General features: G+C 64.8%; 13 protein-coding genes. All 13 read left to right on the forward strand.

Going from position 1 to position 16,321, the window contains the following annotated elements:
• The first annotated feature begins 54 nt into the window (after positions 1–54).
• A complete protein-coding gene (locus NO357_RS06825; RefSeq protein ID WP_306734888.1) occupies positions 55–1,338 on the forward strand; it encodes an acetylornithine deacetylase/succinyl-diaminopimelate desuccinylase family protein in 1,284 nt (427 codons plus the stop codon).
• 69 nt (positions 1,339–1,407) lie between these two features.
• Positions 1,408–3,186: a carboxyl transferase domain-containing protein gene (locus NO357_RS06830; RefSeq protein ID WP_306734889.1), complete on the forward strand. Its 1,779-nt coding sequence runs from the start codon at positions 1,408–1,410 to the stop codon at positions 3,184–3,186.
• Between the two features lie 106 nt (positions 3,187–3,292).
• Positions 3,293–4,768, forward strand: coding sequence for an ABC transporter substrate-binding protein (locus tag NO357_RS06835; RefSeq protein ID WP_306734890.1), 1,476 nt, complete (start codon positions 3,293–3,295; stop codon positions 4,766–4,768).
• 174 nt (positions 4,769–4,942) lie between these two features.
• Complete coding sequence (locus NO357_RS06840; protein WP_306734891.1) at positions 4,943–5,890, forward strand: ABC transporter permease; 948 nt, start codon at positions 4,943–4,945, stop codon at positions 5,888–5,890.
• A 50-nt stretch (positions 5,891–5,940) separates the two neighbouring features.
• A complete protein-coding gene (locus NO357_RS06845) occupies positions 5,941–6,741 on the forward strand; it encodes an ABC transporter permease (RefSeq protein WP_306735540.1) in 801 nt (266 codons plus the stop codon).
• Positions 6,742–6,838: 97 nt separating this feature from the next.
• Entirely contained in the window at positions 6,839–8,440 is a 1,602-nt protein-coding gene (locus NO357_RS06850; protein WP_306734892.1) for an ABC transporter ATP-binding protein, read from the forward strand.
• On the forward strand, positions 8,437–9,888 hold the full coding sequence (locus NO357_RS06855; protein WP_306734893.1) for an aldehyde dehydrogenase family protein: 1,452 nt from the start codon (positions 8,437–8,439) through the stop codon (positions 9,886–9,888). The genes NO357_RS06850 and NO357_RS06855 overlap by 4 nt, the downstream gene beginning before the upstream one ends.
• Positions 9,889–9,930: 42 nt before the next feature.
• Positions 9,931–10,665 carry an SDR family NAD(P)-dependent oxidoreductase gene (locus NO357_RS06860; RefSeq protein ID WP_306734894.1) on the forward strand — a complete coding sequence of 245 codons (735 nt, stop codon included), beginning with the start codon at positions 9,931–9,933 and terminating at the stop codon, positions 10,663–10,665.
• A gap of 41 nt (positions 10,666–10,706) precedes the next feature.
• Positions 10,707–11,204, forward strand: a complete 498-nt coding sequence (locus NO357_RS06865) for a hypothetical protein (protein ID WP_306734895.1) — start codon at positions 10,707–10,709, stop codon at positions 11,202–11,204.
• Complete coding sequence (locus NO357_RS06870; protein ID WP_306734896.1) at positions 11,174–11,920, forward strand: SDR family oxidoreductase; 747 nt, start codon at positions 11,174–11,176, stop codon at positions 11,918–11,920. Before NO357_RS06865 ends, NO357_RS06870 begins: the two co-directional genes overlap by 31 nt.
• A gap of 296 nt (positions 11,921–12,216) precedes the next feature.
• Complete coding sequence (locus NO357_RS06875; protein WP_306734897.1) at positions 12,217–13,395, forward strand: MFS transporter; 1,179 nt, start codon at positions 12,217–12,219, stop codon at positions 13,393–13,395.
• An 86-nt stretch (positions 13,396–13,481) separates the two neighbouring features.
• A complete protein-coding gene (locus tag NO357_RS06880) occupies positions 13,482–15,032 on the forward strand; it encodes a trimethylamine methyltransferase family protein (RefSeq protein WP_306734898.1) in 1,551 nt (516 codons plus the stop codon).
• Between the two features lie 247 nt (positions 15,033–15,279).
• Entirely contained in the window at positions 15,280–16,302 is a 1,023-nt protein-coding gene (locus NO357_RS06885; RefSeq protein ID WP_306734899.1) for an aspartate-semialdehyde dehydrogenase, read from the forward strand.
• Positions 16,303–16,321: the final 19 nt, after the last annotated feature.

The raw sequence follows: 16,321 nt of genomic DNA on the forward strand, positions 1-16,321 counted from the left end.
GCTTGCCCCGGTCCCGCGCGCATCATCGTGCCCGCGTGACAAGGGAGCGATGGGATGGACATTGCCGAGAAACTGATGCTGGAAATTTCGGCGCGACGGGATGACCTGGTCACGTTGACCCAGGATCTGATTCGTATCCCGACGTTGAATCCACCGGGCGAAAACTACCGCGAGATCTGCGATTTCCTCGACCGGCGGCTGGTGCGGAGCGGTTTTCATACCGAGCTCATCCGAGCTGAAGGCACGCCGGGCGACAGCGACCGCTATCCGCGGTGGAACCTGGTGGCGCGGCGCGACGGTGCGGGTCCGGGCGACTGCGTGCATTTCAACTCGCATATCGACGTCGTCGAGGTGGGCCGCGGCTGGACAACCGACCCGTTCGGGGGAGAGGTGAGGGACGGCAAGATCCATGGCCGCGGCGCCTGTGATATGAAAGGCGGGTTGGCGGCGTCGATCATCGCGGCCGAAGCCTTCATCGCGGTCTGCCCCGGTTTCCACGGTGCGATCGAGATCAGCGGCACCGCGGACGAGGAATCGGGCGGCTTCGGCGGAGTCGCGTACCTTGCCGAGCAAGGGTTCTTCAGTCCCGAGCGGGTGCAACACGTGATCATACCCGAACCGCTGAACAAGGATCGGATCTGCCTCGGGCATCGCGGCGTCTGGTGGGCCGAGATCGAGACCCACGGAGAGATCGCGCATGGATCGATGCCGTTCCTGGGCGATTGCGCGGTGCGGCACATGGGGGCGGTGATGACCGAGATGGAGGCCTCTCTGTTCCCGCTGCTGGCCTCGAAACGGACGACCATGCCGGTGGTGCCGGACGGGGCCAAGCAATCGACGCTCAACATCAACTCGATCCATGGCGGCGAGGCCGAACAGGAGGCCGATTACACCGGCCTGCCTTCCCCGTGTGTGCCCGACAGTTGCCGCATGGTGATCGACCGGCGGTTCCTGATCGAGGAGGATATCGACGAGGTTCAGGAGGAAGTGTTCAACGTCCTCGAGACTGTCGCGGCGCGGCGCGAGAACTTTCACTATGACGTGCGCGAGATTCAGCGGGTGCTGCCGACGATGACCGAGAAGTCGGCACCGGTGGTGCAGTCGGTGGCGAAAGCGATTGGCGCCGTGATGGGTAAAGACCCGCAATATGTCGTCAGCCCCGGCACCTATGACCAGAAACACATCGACCGGATCGGCAAGTTGAAGAATTGCATTGCCTATGGGCCGGGGATCCTCGATCTGGCGCACAAGCCTGACGAATATGTCGGTATCGACGACATGGTCGAGTCGGCGCAGGTGATGGGGCGGAGCCTGCTCGACCTGCTGGATCAGGTCTGACCGGGCGTCACGCTGGGCAGGCGTGGTCGTCTGTGCCAACTTTCGGCCAGAGTGGCGACGGGGGGCGGTGTGAACATCATCAGGGCAGAAAGTGCGGCGATCGTCGCCGAGATTCGCGTGGCGCCAGGCGATGCGGTGGCAGCGGGGTCGGTGCTGATCGTGACCGAGCTGATGAAGATGCACCACGAGATCTGTGCCGGGAAGAGCGGCGTGGTTCGGGCGGTGCATGTGGCCGTGGGAGACGAGTTGAAAGGCGGTGAGCCGTTGCTTGAATTGGAGCCTGCCGAGGTTGGTCCGGTTGAGCCTGAGGCGGCGCGCGGGTCACGTGCGGATTTCGCGGAATACCAGGCACGGATGGCGCTGCTCGAAGATGCTGCCCGGCCTGATGCCGTGGCGAACCGGCACGCGCAGGGGTTCCGCACGGCGCGCGAGAATATCGCCGACCTGTTCGACGAGGAGTCTTTCATCGAATACGGCGCGCTGGCGGTGGCGGCGCAGCGGTCGCGCAAGCCTTTGGAGGACTTGCAGGCAAGGTCACAGGGTGACGGCATCATCTGCGGCACCGGCACCGTGGACGGGCGGCCGGTGGCGGCGATGGCGGTGGATTACATGGTGATGGCGGGCACCCAGGGCTTCAACCATCACCGCAAGATGGACCGGCTGATCGAGGTGGCCGGGCGCGACGGCCTGCCTATCGTGCTGTTTGCCGAAGGCGGCGGCGGGCGGCCCAATGACAGCGATGTCGCGCAGGTGATGGCAGCGTGGTTGAACGTGACCTCGTTCCGCGCTTTTGCTGCACATCGGGGGCCGAAGATCGGGATCGTGGCGGGCTATTGTTTTGCCGGCAATGCCGCTCTGTTCGGGGTGTGTGATCTGCGGATTGCGAGCCGGCAGAGCTGGATCGGCATGGGCGGGCCGGCGATGATCGAGGGCGGGGGTCTGGGCGTGGTGCGGCCCGACGAGATCGGGCCGAGCGAGGTGCAGGTGCGCAACGGGGTGATCGATCTGCTGGTCGAGGACGAGGCCGGGGCGGTCGCGGCGGCGAAAACGGTGCTCGGTCTGAACGGGATGAGCGAGACGGGCATGTCGGAGCCCGGCGAGCGGCCCGGTCTGCGCGACGTCGTGCCGGCGGACCGGACCCGGGCCTACGACATGCGCGAGGGCATCGCGATGCTGTTCGACGAGGGGTCCTTCCTGGAGCTGCGGCGTGGGTTTGGCGCGGGCATGATCACCGGTTTTGCCCGCATCCGCGGCCAGGCGATGGGGCTGATGGCCAACAACCCGCTGCATCTTGGCGGCGCGATCGATGCCGAGGCGGGCGACAAGGGGGCAAGGTTTTTGCAGCTCTGCGATGCCTGGGGACTGCCGGTGGTGACGCTTTGCGACACGCCCGGCTTCATGGTCGGTCCGGAGGTCGAGACGACGGGGCAGGTGGCACATATCTCGCGCCTGTTCCTGGCAGGCGCCCATTTTTCGCAGCCGCTGGTGACGGTGATCCTGCGCAAGGCTTATGGTCTGGGCGCAATGGCGATGGCGGGCGGCGGTTTCGACCGGCCGCATTTCTGCTGTGCCTGGCCCACGGGCGAGGTCGGGGCCATGGGCCTGGAAGGGGCGGTGAAGCTGGGTCATCGCGACCACCTGGCCGCGATTGCCGACCCGGAGGCACGGGAGGTGGAATATCAGCGGCTGGTGGCGGAACTTTACGCGCGCGGCAAGGCCATGAACGCCGCGAGCCTTCTGGAGTTCGATGCAGTGATCGACCCGGCGACGACGCGGGACCAGATTTGCCGCGCGCTGGCGGTTGCCGGGCCGGCGCGGCCCGGGTCGCGTTATGTGGACGCGTGGTAGACGAGCCCGTCCGGCAATCGCTTGATTTCGCGGGGCTTTAGGGGGACACTTGACGCAGAATCTGCGGACCGGGGTGGTTCCGGTCGGGGAAACAGGGAGAAAGCTCATGTCTTTTCTGAAGCTTGGCGCGGCAAGCGCGCTGGCGATGCTGGTGGCCGGGGGAGCGCTGGCGAAAACCGATATCGTGGTGGCGATGCAGCTGGAACCGCCGCATCTGGACCCGACGAGCGCTGCCGCGGGTGCGATTGACAGCGTTCTTTATTCCAACGTTTTCGAAGGGCTGACCCGGTTCGGGCCGGATGGCAGCGTCAATCCCGGTCTCGCCAAGAGCTGGGATATCTCGGACGACGGGTTGACCTATACCTTCCACCTGAATGAGGGTGTGACGTTTCACGATGGCACGGCGATGGATGCCGAGGACGTGAAATTCAGTCTCGATCGCGCCCGCGCCGAAGACAGCGCCAATGCGCAGAAGGCGCTGTTTTCGGCGATTGCCGATGTCGAGGTGGTGGACCCGGCGACCGTGAAGGTCATGCTGAGCGAGCCCAACGGCAATTTCCTGTTCAACATGGCCTGGGGCGACGCGGTGATCGTGGCGCCCGAGTCGATCGAGAACATCAAGCAGATGCCGGTGGGCACCGGCGCCTTCAAGTTCACCAACTGGGTGCAGGGCGACAATATCACGCTTGAAAAGAACGGCGACTACTGGGGCACACCGGCGAAGCTCGACGAGGTGACGTTCAAATTCATCTCGGATCCGACGGCGGCCTTTGCCGCGGTGATGGCCGAGGATGTGGACGTCTTCACCGGTTTCCCGGCGCCCGAGAACCTGCCGCAGTTCGAGGCCGATCCGCGGTTCCAGGTGATCGTCGGCAACACGGAAGGCGAGACGATCCTGTCGATCAACAACAAGATGCCGCCGCTGGACAACGTCAAGGTGCGCAAGGCGATTGCCCACGCCATTGACCGCCAGGCGATCATCGACGGCGCGATGTTCGGTCTCGGCACGCCGATCGGAACGCATTTCGCGCCGCATAACCCCGACTATGTCGATCTGACCGGCAATTCGGCCTACGATCCGGAGATGTCAAAGGCGCTGCTCGCCGAGGCGGGGTTCCCGGACGGGTTCAAGACCACGCTGAAGCTGCCACCGCCGTCCTATGCGCGGCGCGGCGGTGAGATCATCGCGGCGCAGCTGCGCGCTGTGGGGATCGAGACCGAAATCACGAACCTGGAATGGGCGCAGTGGCTGGAGCAGGTGTTCCGCGGTAAGGATTACGGCCTGACCATCGTCAGCCATACCGAGCCGTTCGATATCGGTATCTATGCGCGGCCGGACTACTATTTCCAGTATGACAACAAGGCCTTCCAGGACCTGATCGCCGAACTGAACAAGACGACCGATCCGGCGATGCGGACGGATATGCTGCACAAGGCGCAGACGATCATCAGCGAAGACTATGTCAATGGCTACCTGTTCCAACTGGCCACGGCGACGGTTGCCAAGGCCGGGGTGACGGGTCTTTGGAAGGATGCGCCGACCCAGGCGACCGACCTGACGGCGGTTTACTGGGCCGAGTGAGGACCATGCGGCGGGCCGCCCCCCGGGGCACGCGCCCGCCCACCCACCCCGCGCGCCCCGGGGGGCGGGATCAAATTGCCGACCGGAACGCGGAGAGTGGGTTCGGGAGCCTCAGGCGGGGACATTTCTGCCGAGACGACGTAGGAGCGGGGCGATGACGGAGCGGTACGCGCGATGCTGAGATACGCTTTGAAGCGTCTGGTGTCGCTGGCGATTTCGCTGGTCGTGGCCAGCGTGGTGATCTTCGCCATGGTCGAGGTCGTTCCCGGCGATCCGGCTGCGTACATGTTGGGCATCAATGCCACCGAGGAGACGTTGAACGCGTTGCGCGATCAGCTGGGGCTGAACGGGACGCTGCTTGAACGGTATGCCGGTTGGGTCGGCGGTATGCTGCGTGGCGATTTCGGCACCTCTTACACCTATCGCACACCGGTGGCCGAGATGATCGGCGAGCGGTTGTGGATCAGCCTGCCGCTGGCGCTTTTCGCACTGACGCTGAGCACCGCGATTGCCTTTCCGGCCGGGATCTGGGCGGCCTCAAAACGCGGGTCGCTGGTGGACACGTCGGTGATGGGGGTGACCCAGCTGGGTGTGGCGATCCCGAATTTCTGGTTCGCGATGCTGATGGTTCTGGTGTTCGCCATCAACCTGCGCTGGTTCAATGCCGGCGGGTTCGCCGGTTGGGACGCGGGGATTTTGCCTGCGATGAAATCGCTGACTTTGCCGGCGATTGCGCTGGCCCTGCCGCAAGCCTCGATCCTGGCCCGGGTGATGCGATCGTCGCTCTTGGACACGCTGGGTGAGGATTTCATCCGCACGGCGCGGGCCAAGGGACTCAGCAAGCGGCAGGCGCTGTGGCGGCATGCGCTGCGCAATGCGCTGATCCCGGTGCTGACCATCATCGGTCTGCAATTCTCGTTCCTGATGGCTGGCGCGATCATCATCGAGAACGTCTTTTTCCTGCCGGGGCTGGGGCGGTTGGTGTTCCAGTCGATTTCGGCGCGTGACCTGATCGTTGTGGAATCGGTGGTGATGCTGTTGGTTTTCGCCGTGGTGATGGTGAATTTCGCCGTTGACCTGGCCTATGCCGTGGTCGATCCGCGGCTGAGGGTGCGGGCGTGAGTCTGACAGAGGAGAGCCTGGCCCGCGCGGCGCTGCGCTCGCGCAACCTGATGCTGGGCGCGGCCCTGACGCTGATCTTCGCCGGGGCAGCTCTGATCAGTTTCCTCTGGGTGCCATACGACATCACCCAGCTCGATATCGCCAACAAGATCAAGGGGCCCAGCGGCGCACACCCGCTGGGGACCGACCATTTCGGCCGCGATATCCTGTCGATGATCATGGTCGGTGCGCGCACCTCGATCGCCGTGGCGCTGGTGGCGGTGGGGATCGGCATGGGGCTGGGGGTGCCGCTGGGTCTGGCGGCGGCGGCGAAGACGGGCTCGCTTCTGGACGAGGTGATCATGCGCGGCAACGATCTGGTTTTCGCCTTCCCCTCACTTTTGATTGCGATCATGATCACCGCCGTGTTCGGAGCCTCGGCGCTGAACGCAATCATTGCCATCGGCATTTTCAACATTCCGGTTTTCGCCCGGCTGGTGCGCGGCGCGGCGCTGAGCCTGTGGACCCGCGACTATGTCCTGGCGGCAAGGGTTTCGGGCAAGGGCGCGGCGCGGATCAGCGTCGAGCATATCCTGCCCAACGTAACCAACCTGCTGATCGTGCAGGGGACGATCCAGTTTTCCCTCGGCATCCTGGCCGAGGCGGGGCTCAGTTACGTGGGTCTCGGGGCGCAACCCCCGCTCCCGTCGTGGGGGCGCATGCTGGCCGACAGCCAGACGATGATTTCCTTTGCCCCGCACATGGCGCTGTTCCCCGGCCTGGCGATCCTCCTGACCGTGCTCGGGCTGAACCTGATGGGCGACGGGCTGCGTGACCTGCTCGACCCGCGGCTCAGGAGGGGGGCGAGATGACGGGTTGCGTCCGGGACCCCGGAAAATGCAGGCGTGGGGGCCAGCCCCCACACCCCCGGGATATTTGTGGTCAGATGAAGGGCAGGGGGTGTGCGCCGTGAGCCTCCTGGAGATTGAGGGGCTGGATCTGGATATCCACGGGGCGCCGATTTTGCGCGGCGTGTCGATGAGCGTGGCGCCGGGACAGATCGTGGGGGTGATCGGCGAGAGCGGCTCGGGCAAGTCGATGACGGCGTTCGCGGTGCTGCAGCTGTTGCCCGAGGGCGCCATGTGCCGGGGGCGGGTGGAACTGAACGGTCACGATATGCTGGGCCTGCCGGAGCCGAGCCTCTGCCGGCTGCGCGGTAACGAGGTTGGCATGGTGTTCCAGGAACCGATGACAGCGCTGAACCCGATCAAAACGATCGGCGAACAGGTCGCCGAGACGATCCTGATCCACGAAGACGTATCGAAGCGCGCGGCGATGGCCCGGGCGCGGGAGGCGCTGGACCGCTGCGAGCTGCCGGGCGACCGCTTTCCGATGAGCCGCTATCCGCATGAACTCAGCGGCGGGCAACGACAACGGGTGGTGATCGCCATGGCGATCGCGCTGCGGCCGAAGCTCTTGATCGCCGACGAGCCGACGACGGCGCTCGACGTCACCACGCAGGCCGAGATCCTGCGGCTGATTCGACGGCTGGTCGAGGAGGACAGCATGGGCTGCATGCTGATTACCCACGACCTGGCGGTGGTGGCCGACATGGCTGACGAGATCGTCATCATGCGCCGGGGTGAGGTGGTCGAGGCGGGGCCGACAGCGCAGGTCTTTGCCGAGATGAACCACCCCTATACGCGGGCGCTGTTCGAAGCCTCGGGTCATCAGCCCGTGCGGGAAGCGCAGACCCAGAGCGTGCCGCTGTTGCAGGTGCGGGACGCGGTACGTGACTATGCCCTGCCGCGCAACCGGCTGTTTGCGCCTCAGGACTATTTCCGGGCGGTGAACAGAGTAAGCCTGACGATCGAACGCGGCGAAAGCCTGGGGCTGGTTGGCGAGTCGGGCTGCGGGAAGTCGACACTGACCCGGGCGATCCTGGGGTTGGAGGAGCTGCAGGGCGGGGAGATCCTGCTGGACGGTGCACCGGTTTTTTCCGGGCATCAGCCCAACCGAGCCGTACGCAGGCGTATGCAGGTGGTGTTCCAGGATCCTTACGGCAGTTTCAACCCGCGCTGGAAGGTGGCCCGGCTTGTGGCCGAGCCGTTTCATCTGATGGACGCCCGCCCGGCGGATTGGCGCGATCAGGTCGCGAAGGTGCTGGAGGATGTGGGCATCGGGGCCGATGCGATGCATCGCTATATCCACGAATTCAGCGGCGGGCAGCGGCAGCGGATCGCGATCGCCCGGGCGCTGATCCTGAGGCCGGAGCTGGTGGTGCTGGACGAGGCGGTCAGCGCGCTGGATGTGAGCATCCGCGCCCAGATCCTTGATCTGCTGGCGGCGCTGCAGAAGGACTACGGCCTGTCCTACCTGTTCATTTCCCACGATCTGAGCGTGGTACGCAACATTACCGATCGGGTGCTGGTGATGCGGGCGGGCGAGATTGTCGAGCAGGGGAAGACGGCAGCCGTGTTTGACAACCCGCAGAATTGGTATACCAAAAAACTGATCGAAGCGGCGCCGGTTCTGCCGGATCACGGCGTTGCAGGAGGAGGTGCTGAATGAGCCTGGAAGATCTGTGGTTAGATCCGTCGAAATGCCTGATCGACGGGGCATGGGTGGCCCCTGCTGGGGGCGAAGTCCTGCCGTTGATGAACCCGTCGACCGGCGAGCAGATCGGGGAGATCGCGCGCGGGCGGGCGGCGGATGTCGATGCCGCGGTCGCGGCGGCACGCAAAGCATACGATAGCGTATGGTCACGAACCCCGGCGGCGGAACGGGGTCGCATCCTGATGCGGCTGAAAACGCTGGTCGAGGAAAAGGTAGAGGCGCTGGCGCGGATCGAGGCGCTGGATGTGGGCAAACCCCTGAAACAGGCGCGGGCCGACGCGGTGGCGCTGGCGCGGTACATGGAATTCTATGGCGGGGCCGCCGACAAGCTGATGGGCGAGACCATTCCCTATCTCGATGGCTACACGGTCTACACGCTGCGCGAGCCGCACGGGGTGACGGCGCATATCGTGCCGTGGAACTACCCGATGCAGATCATCGGCCGCAGCGTTGGCGCGGCGCTGGCGGCGGGCAATGCCTGTGTGTTGAAGCCGGCCGAGGACGCTTGCCTGACGGCGCTGGCCTTCGCCGACCTGGCCAAGGCGGCCGGCCTGCCGGACGGAGTGCTGAACGTGGTGCCGGGCTGGGGCCACGAGGCCGGTGCAGCGCTGAGCGGGCATCCGGGGATCGATCATGTCAGTTTCACCGGCTCGGTGGCCACGGGGGCGATGATCCAGGCGGCGGCGGCAAAGAACGTGGTGCCGGTGACGCTGGAACTGGGCGGCAAGAGCCCGCAGGTGGTGTTCGATGACGCCGATATCGACACAGCGCTGCCGTTTCTGGTGAATGCCGGCATTCAGAACGCTGGGCAGACCTGTTCGGCGTCGTCACGCATCCTGATCCAGCGCGGGGTCTATGACGAGGTGGTGGGGCGGATGGCCGAGCGCTATGCCCTGCTGCGGGTGGGGCCGGCGATGGACGATCTCGATGTCGGGCCGCTGATCTCGGCCAAGCAGAAGGGGATCGTCAGCGGATATCTCGACCAGGGGGATGACCTAGAAACAGCGGCCTTGGGCCAGCTGGTGAACGCGCCCAAGGGCGGGAACTATGTCGCGCCACGGCTCTTTGCCGGGGTGTCGGCGGAACATGCGCTGGCGCGGGACGAGATTTTCGGCCCCGTACAGGTGGCGATTCCCTTCGATGAGGAGGAAGAGGCGGTGAAGATCGCTAATGGCACCGATTATGGCCTGGTGGCGAGCATCTGGAGCCGGGACGGTGCGCGGCAGATGCGGCTGGCCAGGGCGATCAGGGCCGGGCAAGTATTCATCAACAATTACGGTGCCGGGGGCGGCGTGGAATTGCCCTTCGGCGGCATGGGAAAGTCGGGCCACGGACGTGAGAAGGGGTTCGAGGCGTTGTATGGGTTTACCGTGCTCAAGACGGTGGCGGCCTATCACGGGTAAGGGACGGTGCGTTGAAAACGCACCCTGCGGAAGGGGGATCAGATGATTTTCGAAGGACGGTTCGCCGGGCGGCGGGCGATTGTCACCGGCGGGGCCTCGGGGATCGGCCGGGCCTGCGCGGCGCGGATGCGCGACGAGGGCGCCGAGGTGACGGTGTGGGACATCGATACGGCCGCGATGGCCGTTATGGAGGGGGTCCGCAGCCGCGACGTCGACGTGACCGATGCGAGCGCGGTCGAGGCGGCGATGGCGGCGGATGCCGAGGCGATGGGCGGGCTCGACATCCTGGTCTGTTCGGCCGGGATCACCGGGCCGAACGCAACGACCTGGGAGTATCCACTGGAGGATTGGCACCGGGTTTATGACCTGAACCTGCATGGGGTGTTCTATTGCAACCGGGTGGCGGCGCCGATGATGAAAGCGGCCGGCTATGGCAGGATCGTTAACATCGCCTCGATCGCGGGCAAGGAGGGCAACCCGAACGCGCCGGCCTACAGCTCGTCCAAGGCGGCGGTCATCGGGTTGACGAAATCGCTCGGCAAGGAGTTGGCCGATACGGGCGTAACGGTCAACTGCGTGGCGCCGGCGGCGGTGGAAAGCCCGATTTTCGAGCAGATGACCGAAGAGTTCATCGCCTATATGAAATCGAAGATCCCGATGGGACGGTTCGGCACTACCGACGAGATCGCCGCAATGGTGACCTGGCTGGCCTGCGAGGAGGCGGCGTTTTCCACCGGCGCCTGTTTCGACGTTTCGGGCGGACGGGCGACCTATTGAGCGCAATGCGGGCAGCCCGGCTTGAGAGGCTTGCGCGGGAAGTGCGTGCGTTTCTGGAGCCGCACTGGGCCGTGTGGCACGCGCGGACCGGATCGCCAGAGGGACGTCGCACGCTGTCGGAAGGTACTTGCGGACGATCGTCGCGCTTCCTCTGCGAGGTGCTGCGGCGGGACGGGTTCGAGGCCGAGTTGGTCTTTGGGTCGCCGGTGGAATGTGACTGTGGGTTTCGAACCGAGGCCGGGTGGAAAGGGCACGGCTGGGTCTTGGTGCGAGAGCCGGCGCGGATCGTCGATCTGACCGCCGACCAATTCGGCGCCGCGCCGGTGATCGTGACCGGGATCGATGACCCGCGCTATCGCGCCGGGCACGACATAGCGGGGCCTGGTTGGATCGCCGAGCGCCAGCGCGTCGCGCGCACGCTGCTGCGGGCCTGGGATGCACGCGGCCTTGCGTCGGAGGGCAAAAGCACGTCATCTGATCCGGCAAAACTGAGAAAGGGAGGAGGCCGATGCGGCTGGAAGGAAAAACCGCAATCGTGACCGGCGCCGCGAGCGGGTTCGGTGCGGGCATCGCCCGCAAATTCGCGACCGAGGGGGCGCAGGTGATGGTGGTCGATATCGACCATGACGGCGCCCTGGCCATGGCCGAGGAGTTGGGCGAAGGCGCGTTCGGCCACGCCGCCAACGTGGCTGACCGCACCCAGGTCAACGGGGTGATCGGGACCGCGCGCGAGGTTTTCGGCGAAGTCGATATCCTGGTGAACAATGCCGGGGTGACCCATTTGCCCGCGCCGATGGAGGAGGTGACTGAGGCCGATTTCGACCGGGTTTTCGCGGTCAACTGCAAATCGATCTATTTCTTCGCGCGGGCGCTGGTGCCGCATATGAAGGCGCGCGGGTCGGGCGTGATCCTGAACGTGTCATCGACAGCGGGACTGAGCCCGCGGCCCAATCTCAACTGGTACAATGCCTCGAAAGGCTGGGTGAATGTCGCCACCAAGACCATGGCGGTCGAACTGGCGCCGCATGGCGTGCGGGTCAACGCGCTCAATCCTGTAGCCGGCGAAACGCCGCTGCTGGCGAGCTTCATGGGCGAGGACACGCCCGAGATGCGGGCGAAGTTCCTGTCCACCATTCCGCTGGGACGGTTTTCGCAACCGGACGACATGGGCAATGCCGCCGCCTTCCTGTGTTCCGACGAGGCCAGCATGATTACCGGCGTGTTGCTGGAGGTCGATGGCGGGCGCTGCATCTAGCGGATCGCAACCTGAAGGAGCGCCTGCGGCGCGCAGGTTTGTCTCGTCTTCGGCCCCTGGCCTCATCCTCGGGATTGGCGCCCGTGGCGAAGCTGCGGGACAGACCTGCCGGTCGGTGAGCGCGGGTGGCGACGTCGTCGTCGACGCCTCGGGCCGAGGCGGCCTGTCGCGTGGTCACGGTGCATTGCCGGGAGTGCGTAGGCGTCGATTGCCGGTGCGGAATGGCGTGCCGGGCCGGCAGGTTGGGCTTGCAGCACGGGTCTGCGCATGTCACCGGTGGCGGGCAAGGAGGGGACATGCGCGCAGATCTGATCCTGCTGACCTTCGCCTATGTGCTGAGCCAGTTCTACCGCACCTTCCTGGCGGTGTTGGCCGAGGTGCTGGACGCCGACCTGGGCGCCGACGCCTCGGCGCTGGCCACCGCATCAGGTTTCTGGTTCCTGTCCTTTGCGGCGATGCAGATCCCGGTGGGCTGGGCGCTGGACCGGATCGGACCGCGGTTGACGGCGAGCGCCCTGCTGCTGGTCGGCGGCGGCGGCGGGGCGGCTCTGTTCGCAATGGCGCAGAGCCCGGCGCATGTCTCGGCGGCAATGCTGCTGATCGGGGTGGGCTGTTCACCGGTGCTGATGGCTTCGTACTACATCTTTGCGCGGGTCTATCCGCCGGCGGTGTTCGCCACGCTGGCGGCGGTGATCCTTGGAATCGGGAGCCTTGGCAACCTGGCGAGCGCCCTGCCGACAGCGCTGATGGCCGAGGCGATCGGATGGCGGATGGTGATGTGGATCCTGGCCGCGATCAGCAGCGCGACGGCGCTGGGGCTGTTCCTGATGGTTCGCGACCCGGAGAAGCTCGCGGCGGGTGAAAAGGGCTCGGTCTTCGAGCTTTTGCGGATGCCGGCTTTGTGGCTGATCTTTCCGCTGGTGTTCGTCCACTACGCGCCGTCGGCAGGGTTGCGCGGTTTGTGGATCGGGCCGTTTTTCGCGGATGTCTTTGATTTCGGCCCGGCGACTGTGGGTCAGATCACCCTGGTGATGGGGGTAGCGATGATCGCCGGGACCTTTGTCTATGGCCCGCTCGACCGGGTATTCGCCACCCGCAAATGGGTGGTTTTCGTAGGCAGTTTCCTAGGCATGCTGAGCGTGATGGCGCTGGCTTTCGCCCAACCCGAGGGGGTGTGGGCGACAACGGTTTTATTCGCGGCGGCCGGGTTCTTTGGGGCGTCCTATCCGGTGCTGATGGCGCATGGGCGCAGTTTCTATCCCGATCATCTCGTGGGCCGCGGCGTAACGCTAATGAACCTGTTCGCGATTGGCGGCGTCGGGGTGATGCAGGTGATCACCGGCAAGCTGTTCGCGGCGGCCGAAGCGACCGGGCAGGGTGCGGGTTATGCCTATCAGACCCTGTTCGGGTTCTTCGGGGTGACGGTTCTGGTCGGGTTGATCATCTATCTCTTTGCCGAGGACCGCACCGGCTGACCCAGGGGTGTCGCAAACGGACGGGAATTGCCGCCGGTCTGTTGTGAGGATGATCCCAGCTCAGGCAGGGAGGCATCGTTCGGATCATGGCAGATGGGAACAGGCGGGTCCGGTCTGGTGGCCGGGCCGCGCGGCGGGCGCTGCGCACCGGAACCGATATCGCGATGCTGCCCGGGCTGCGCCGGGCGCTGCCGCTTTGCGAGGTGATGGATGGCGCGCAGGTCGAGCGGATCGACGCGGCGTCGATGGATATCCTGGAAAATGTCGGGGTGCAGTTCCGCGACGCGGTGGCGCTTGCCGACTGGGCGGCGGCCGGGGCCAAGGTGGAGGGCGAGATTGTCTATCCTGACCGCGGTCTTATCCGCGAGCTGATCGCCAGCCTTCCCGAAAGCTTCACCTATCACGCCCGCGATCCGAAGAAAAACGTGGCGCTGGGCGACAACCAGTCGATTTTCGTGCCGATGACCGGCGCCCCTTATCTGCGCGACCTCGACGACCGGCGACGGGCGCCGACGCTTGACGACCTGGCGATGTTCCACAAGCTGAGCCACATGCTGCCGGCGCTGCACAGCTCGGCGCATCATATTGTCGAACCGATGGATCACCCGATCAGCCAGCGGCATTTGCGCATCACCTATTCGTCGATGAAACATTCCGACAAAACCTTCATGGGTATGACCACCAGCCCGAAGAATGCCGAGGACGTGTTGGATATGTGTGCGATCCTGTTCGGCGCTGATTTCATGGAGAGCCACCCCGTTATCACCGGCAATTGCAACGGCAACAGCCCGCTGGTCTGGGACGAGACCATGCTGGGGTCGATGCGTGCCTTTTGCCGGCGCAACCAGCCGGTCTTGTGCTCGCCCTTCGTGCTGGGTGGGGCCAACACGCCGGCCAGCGTGCCGGCGGCGGCGGCGCAGCTCAATGCCGAGGCGCTTTCGGCGCTGGCCTATACCCAGATCATCCGCAAGGGCTGCCCGGCGATCTATGGTCATTACCTGTCGACCGTGTCGATGCGCTCGGGGGCGCCGATGGCGGGCACGCCCGAGATCAGCTTGATGAATTTCATGATCGGCCAGATGGCGCGGTTCTACGGCGTGCCCTGGCGTACGTCGGGCGCGTTGGGCGGGGCCAAGACATTCGACGCGCAGGCGGGATATGAAAGCGCCGCGACCCTGTCGGCGGTGTTGCACGCCGGGGCGCATTACATCTGGCACGCGGCCGGCTGGAACGAGGCGGGGATGCATTGTTCGGTCGCCAAGTTCGTGGTCGATGCCGAGCAATGCGCGATGGCCTATCGCATGGGGGCCGGGCCGGACTGGAGTGATTTCGACGCGGCACTTGCGGCGGTGGTGGATGTCGGGCCGGGGGGGCATTTCCTCGGTCATCCGCATACGCTGGAGCATTTCGAGAGCGCGTTCTTCATGCCGGAACTGTTCGACAACAACTCGATTGAGCAATGGCAGGCGGAAGGATCGGTCGAGATCACCGGCCGGGCGCTGGCCCATGCGCGGGCTTTGCTGGCGGCTTATGAGGAGCCGGTGCTCGACCTGGGCGCAGACGAGGCGCTGCGCGATTTCATTGCCCGGCGCGAACGGGAAATCCCGGCCGCGGATGCCCTGAATACGGAATACTGACGCCGGGAGACTGCCAGACGGGTGCCGCATGCCGGGGCGTGATAATTTGGCGCGCAAGTCTTGAGACATGGGCCGCTTTCCTGCCTAAAGCGTCGCGCCTTATACCTGAGACACGGATAAGTTGGGGCGCAGTGCAACATATGAGCGTTGCGCGCGCCCCGCCAAAAACCCGCAGATCAGGTTTTTGGCGTGACGCTTTTACGGCGCTGGGGTATGACGCGGGTCGATGAATCGAAGGAGACCCGAGATGGGCTATAAAGTGGTTGTCGCCGGTGCCACGGGGAACGTGGGCCGTGAAATGCTGAACATCCTTGCCGAACGTCAGTTCCCGGTCGACGAGATTGCGGCGCTGGCTTCGCGCCGGTCACTGGGCACAGAGGTGAGCTTCGGCGACAAGACCTTGAAGACCGAGGATATCGAACAGTTCGATTTCACCGGCTGGGACATGGCGTTGTTTGCCATCGGATCGGACGCGACCAAGGTATATGCGCCGAAGGCCGCCAAGGCGGGCTGCGTGGTGATCGATAACTCGTCGCTCTACCGCTACGACCCCGATATTCCGCTGATCGTGCCGGAAGTAAACCCGCAGGCGGTGCATGGCTATGCCAAGAAGAACATCATCGCCAATCCCAACTGTTCGACGGCGCAGATGGTGGTGGCGCTTAAACCGCTGCATGATCGGGCAAAGATCAAGCGGGTGGTGGTGTCGACCTACCAGTCGGTATCGGGCGCCGGCAAGGAAGGCATCGACGAACTGTGGGATCAGACCAAAGCGATGTACAACCCGACCCAGGAGGTTGAGCCGAAGAAATTCACCAAGCAGATCGCGTTCAACGTCATTCCGCATATCGATGTCTTCATGGAAGACGGATCGACCAAGGAAGAATGGAAAATGGTGGCCGAGACCAAGAAGATCATTGATCCGGCGATCAAGGTCACGGCGACCTGCGTGCGGGTGCCGGTTTTCGTCGGCCATTCCGAGGCGGTGAATATCGAGTTCGAGGAGTTCCTCGACGAGGACGAGGCCCGCGACATCCTGCGTGAGGCGCCGGGCATCATGGTGATCGACAAGCGCGAGAACGGCGGCTACGTGACGCCGGTGGAATGCGTCGGCGATTTCGCCACCTTCATCTCGCGTATTCGCCAGGATTCGACCATCGAGAACGGCCTGAACCTGTGGTGCGTCAGCGACAACCTGCGCAAGGGCGCGGCGCTCAATGCGGTGCAGATCGCCGAGCTCCTGGGCCGCGAGGTTCTGAAAAAGGGCTGAGACTTTTCAGCCATTTTCG

Source organism: Marimonas arenosa (assembly GCF_030848945.1).
GTDB lineage: Bacteria > Pseudomonadota > Alphaproteobacteria > Rhodobacterales > Rhodobacteraceae > Marimonas > Marimonas arenosa.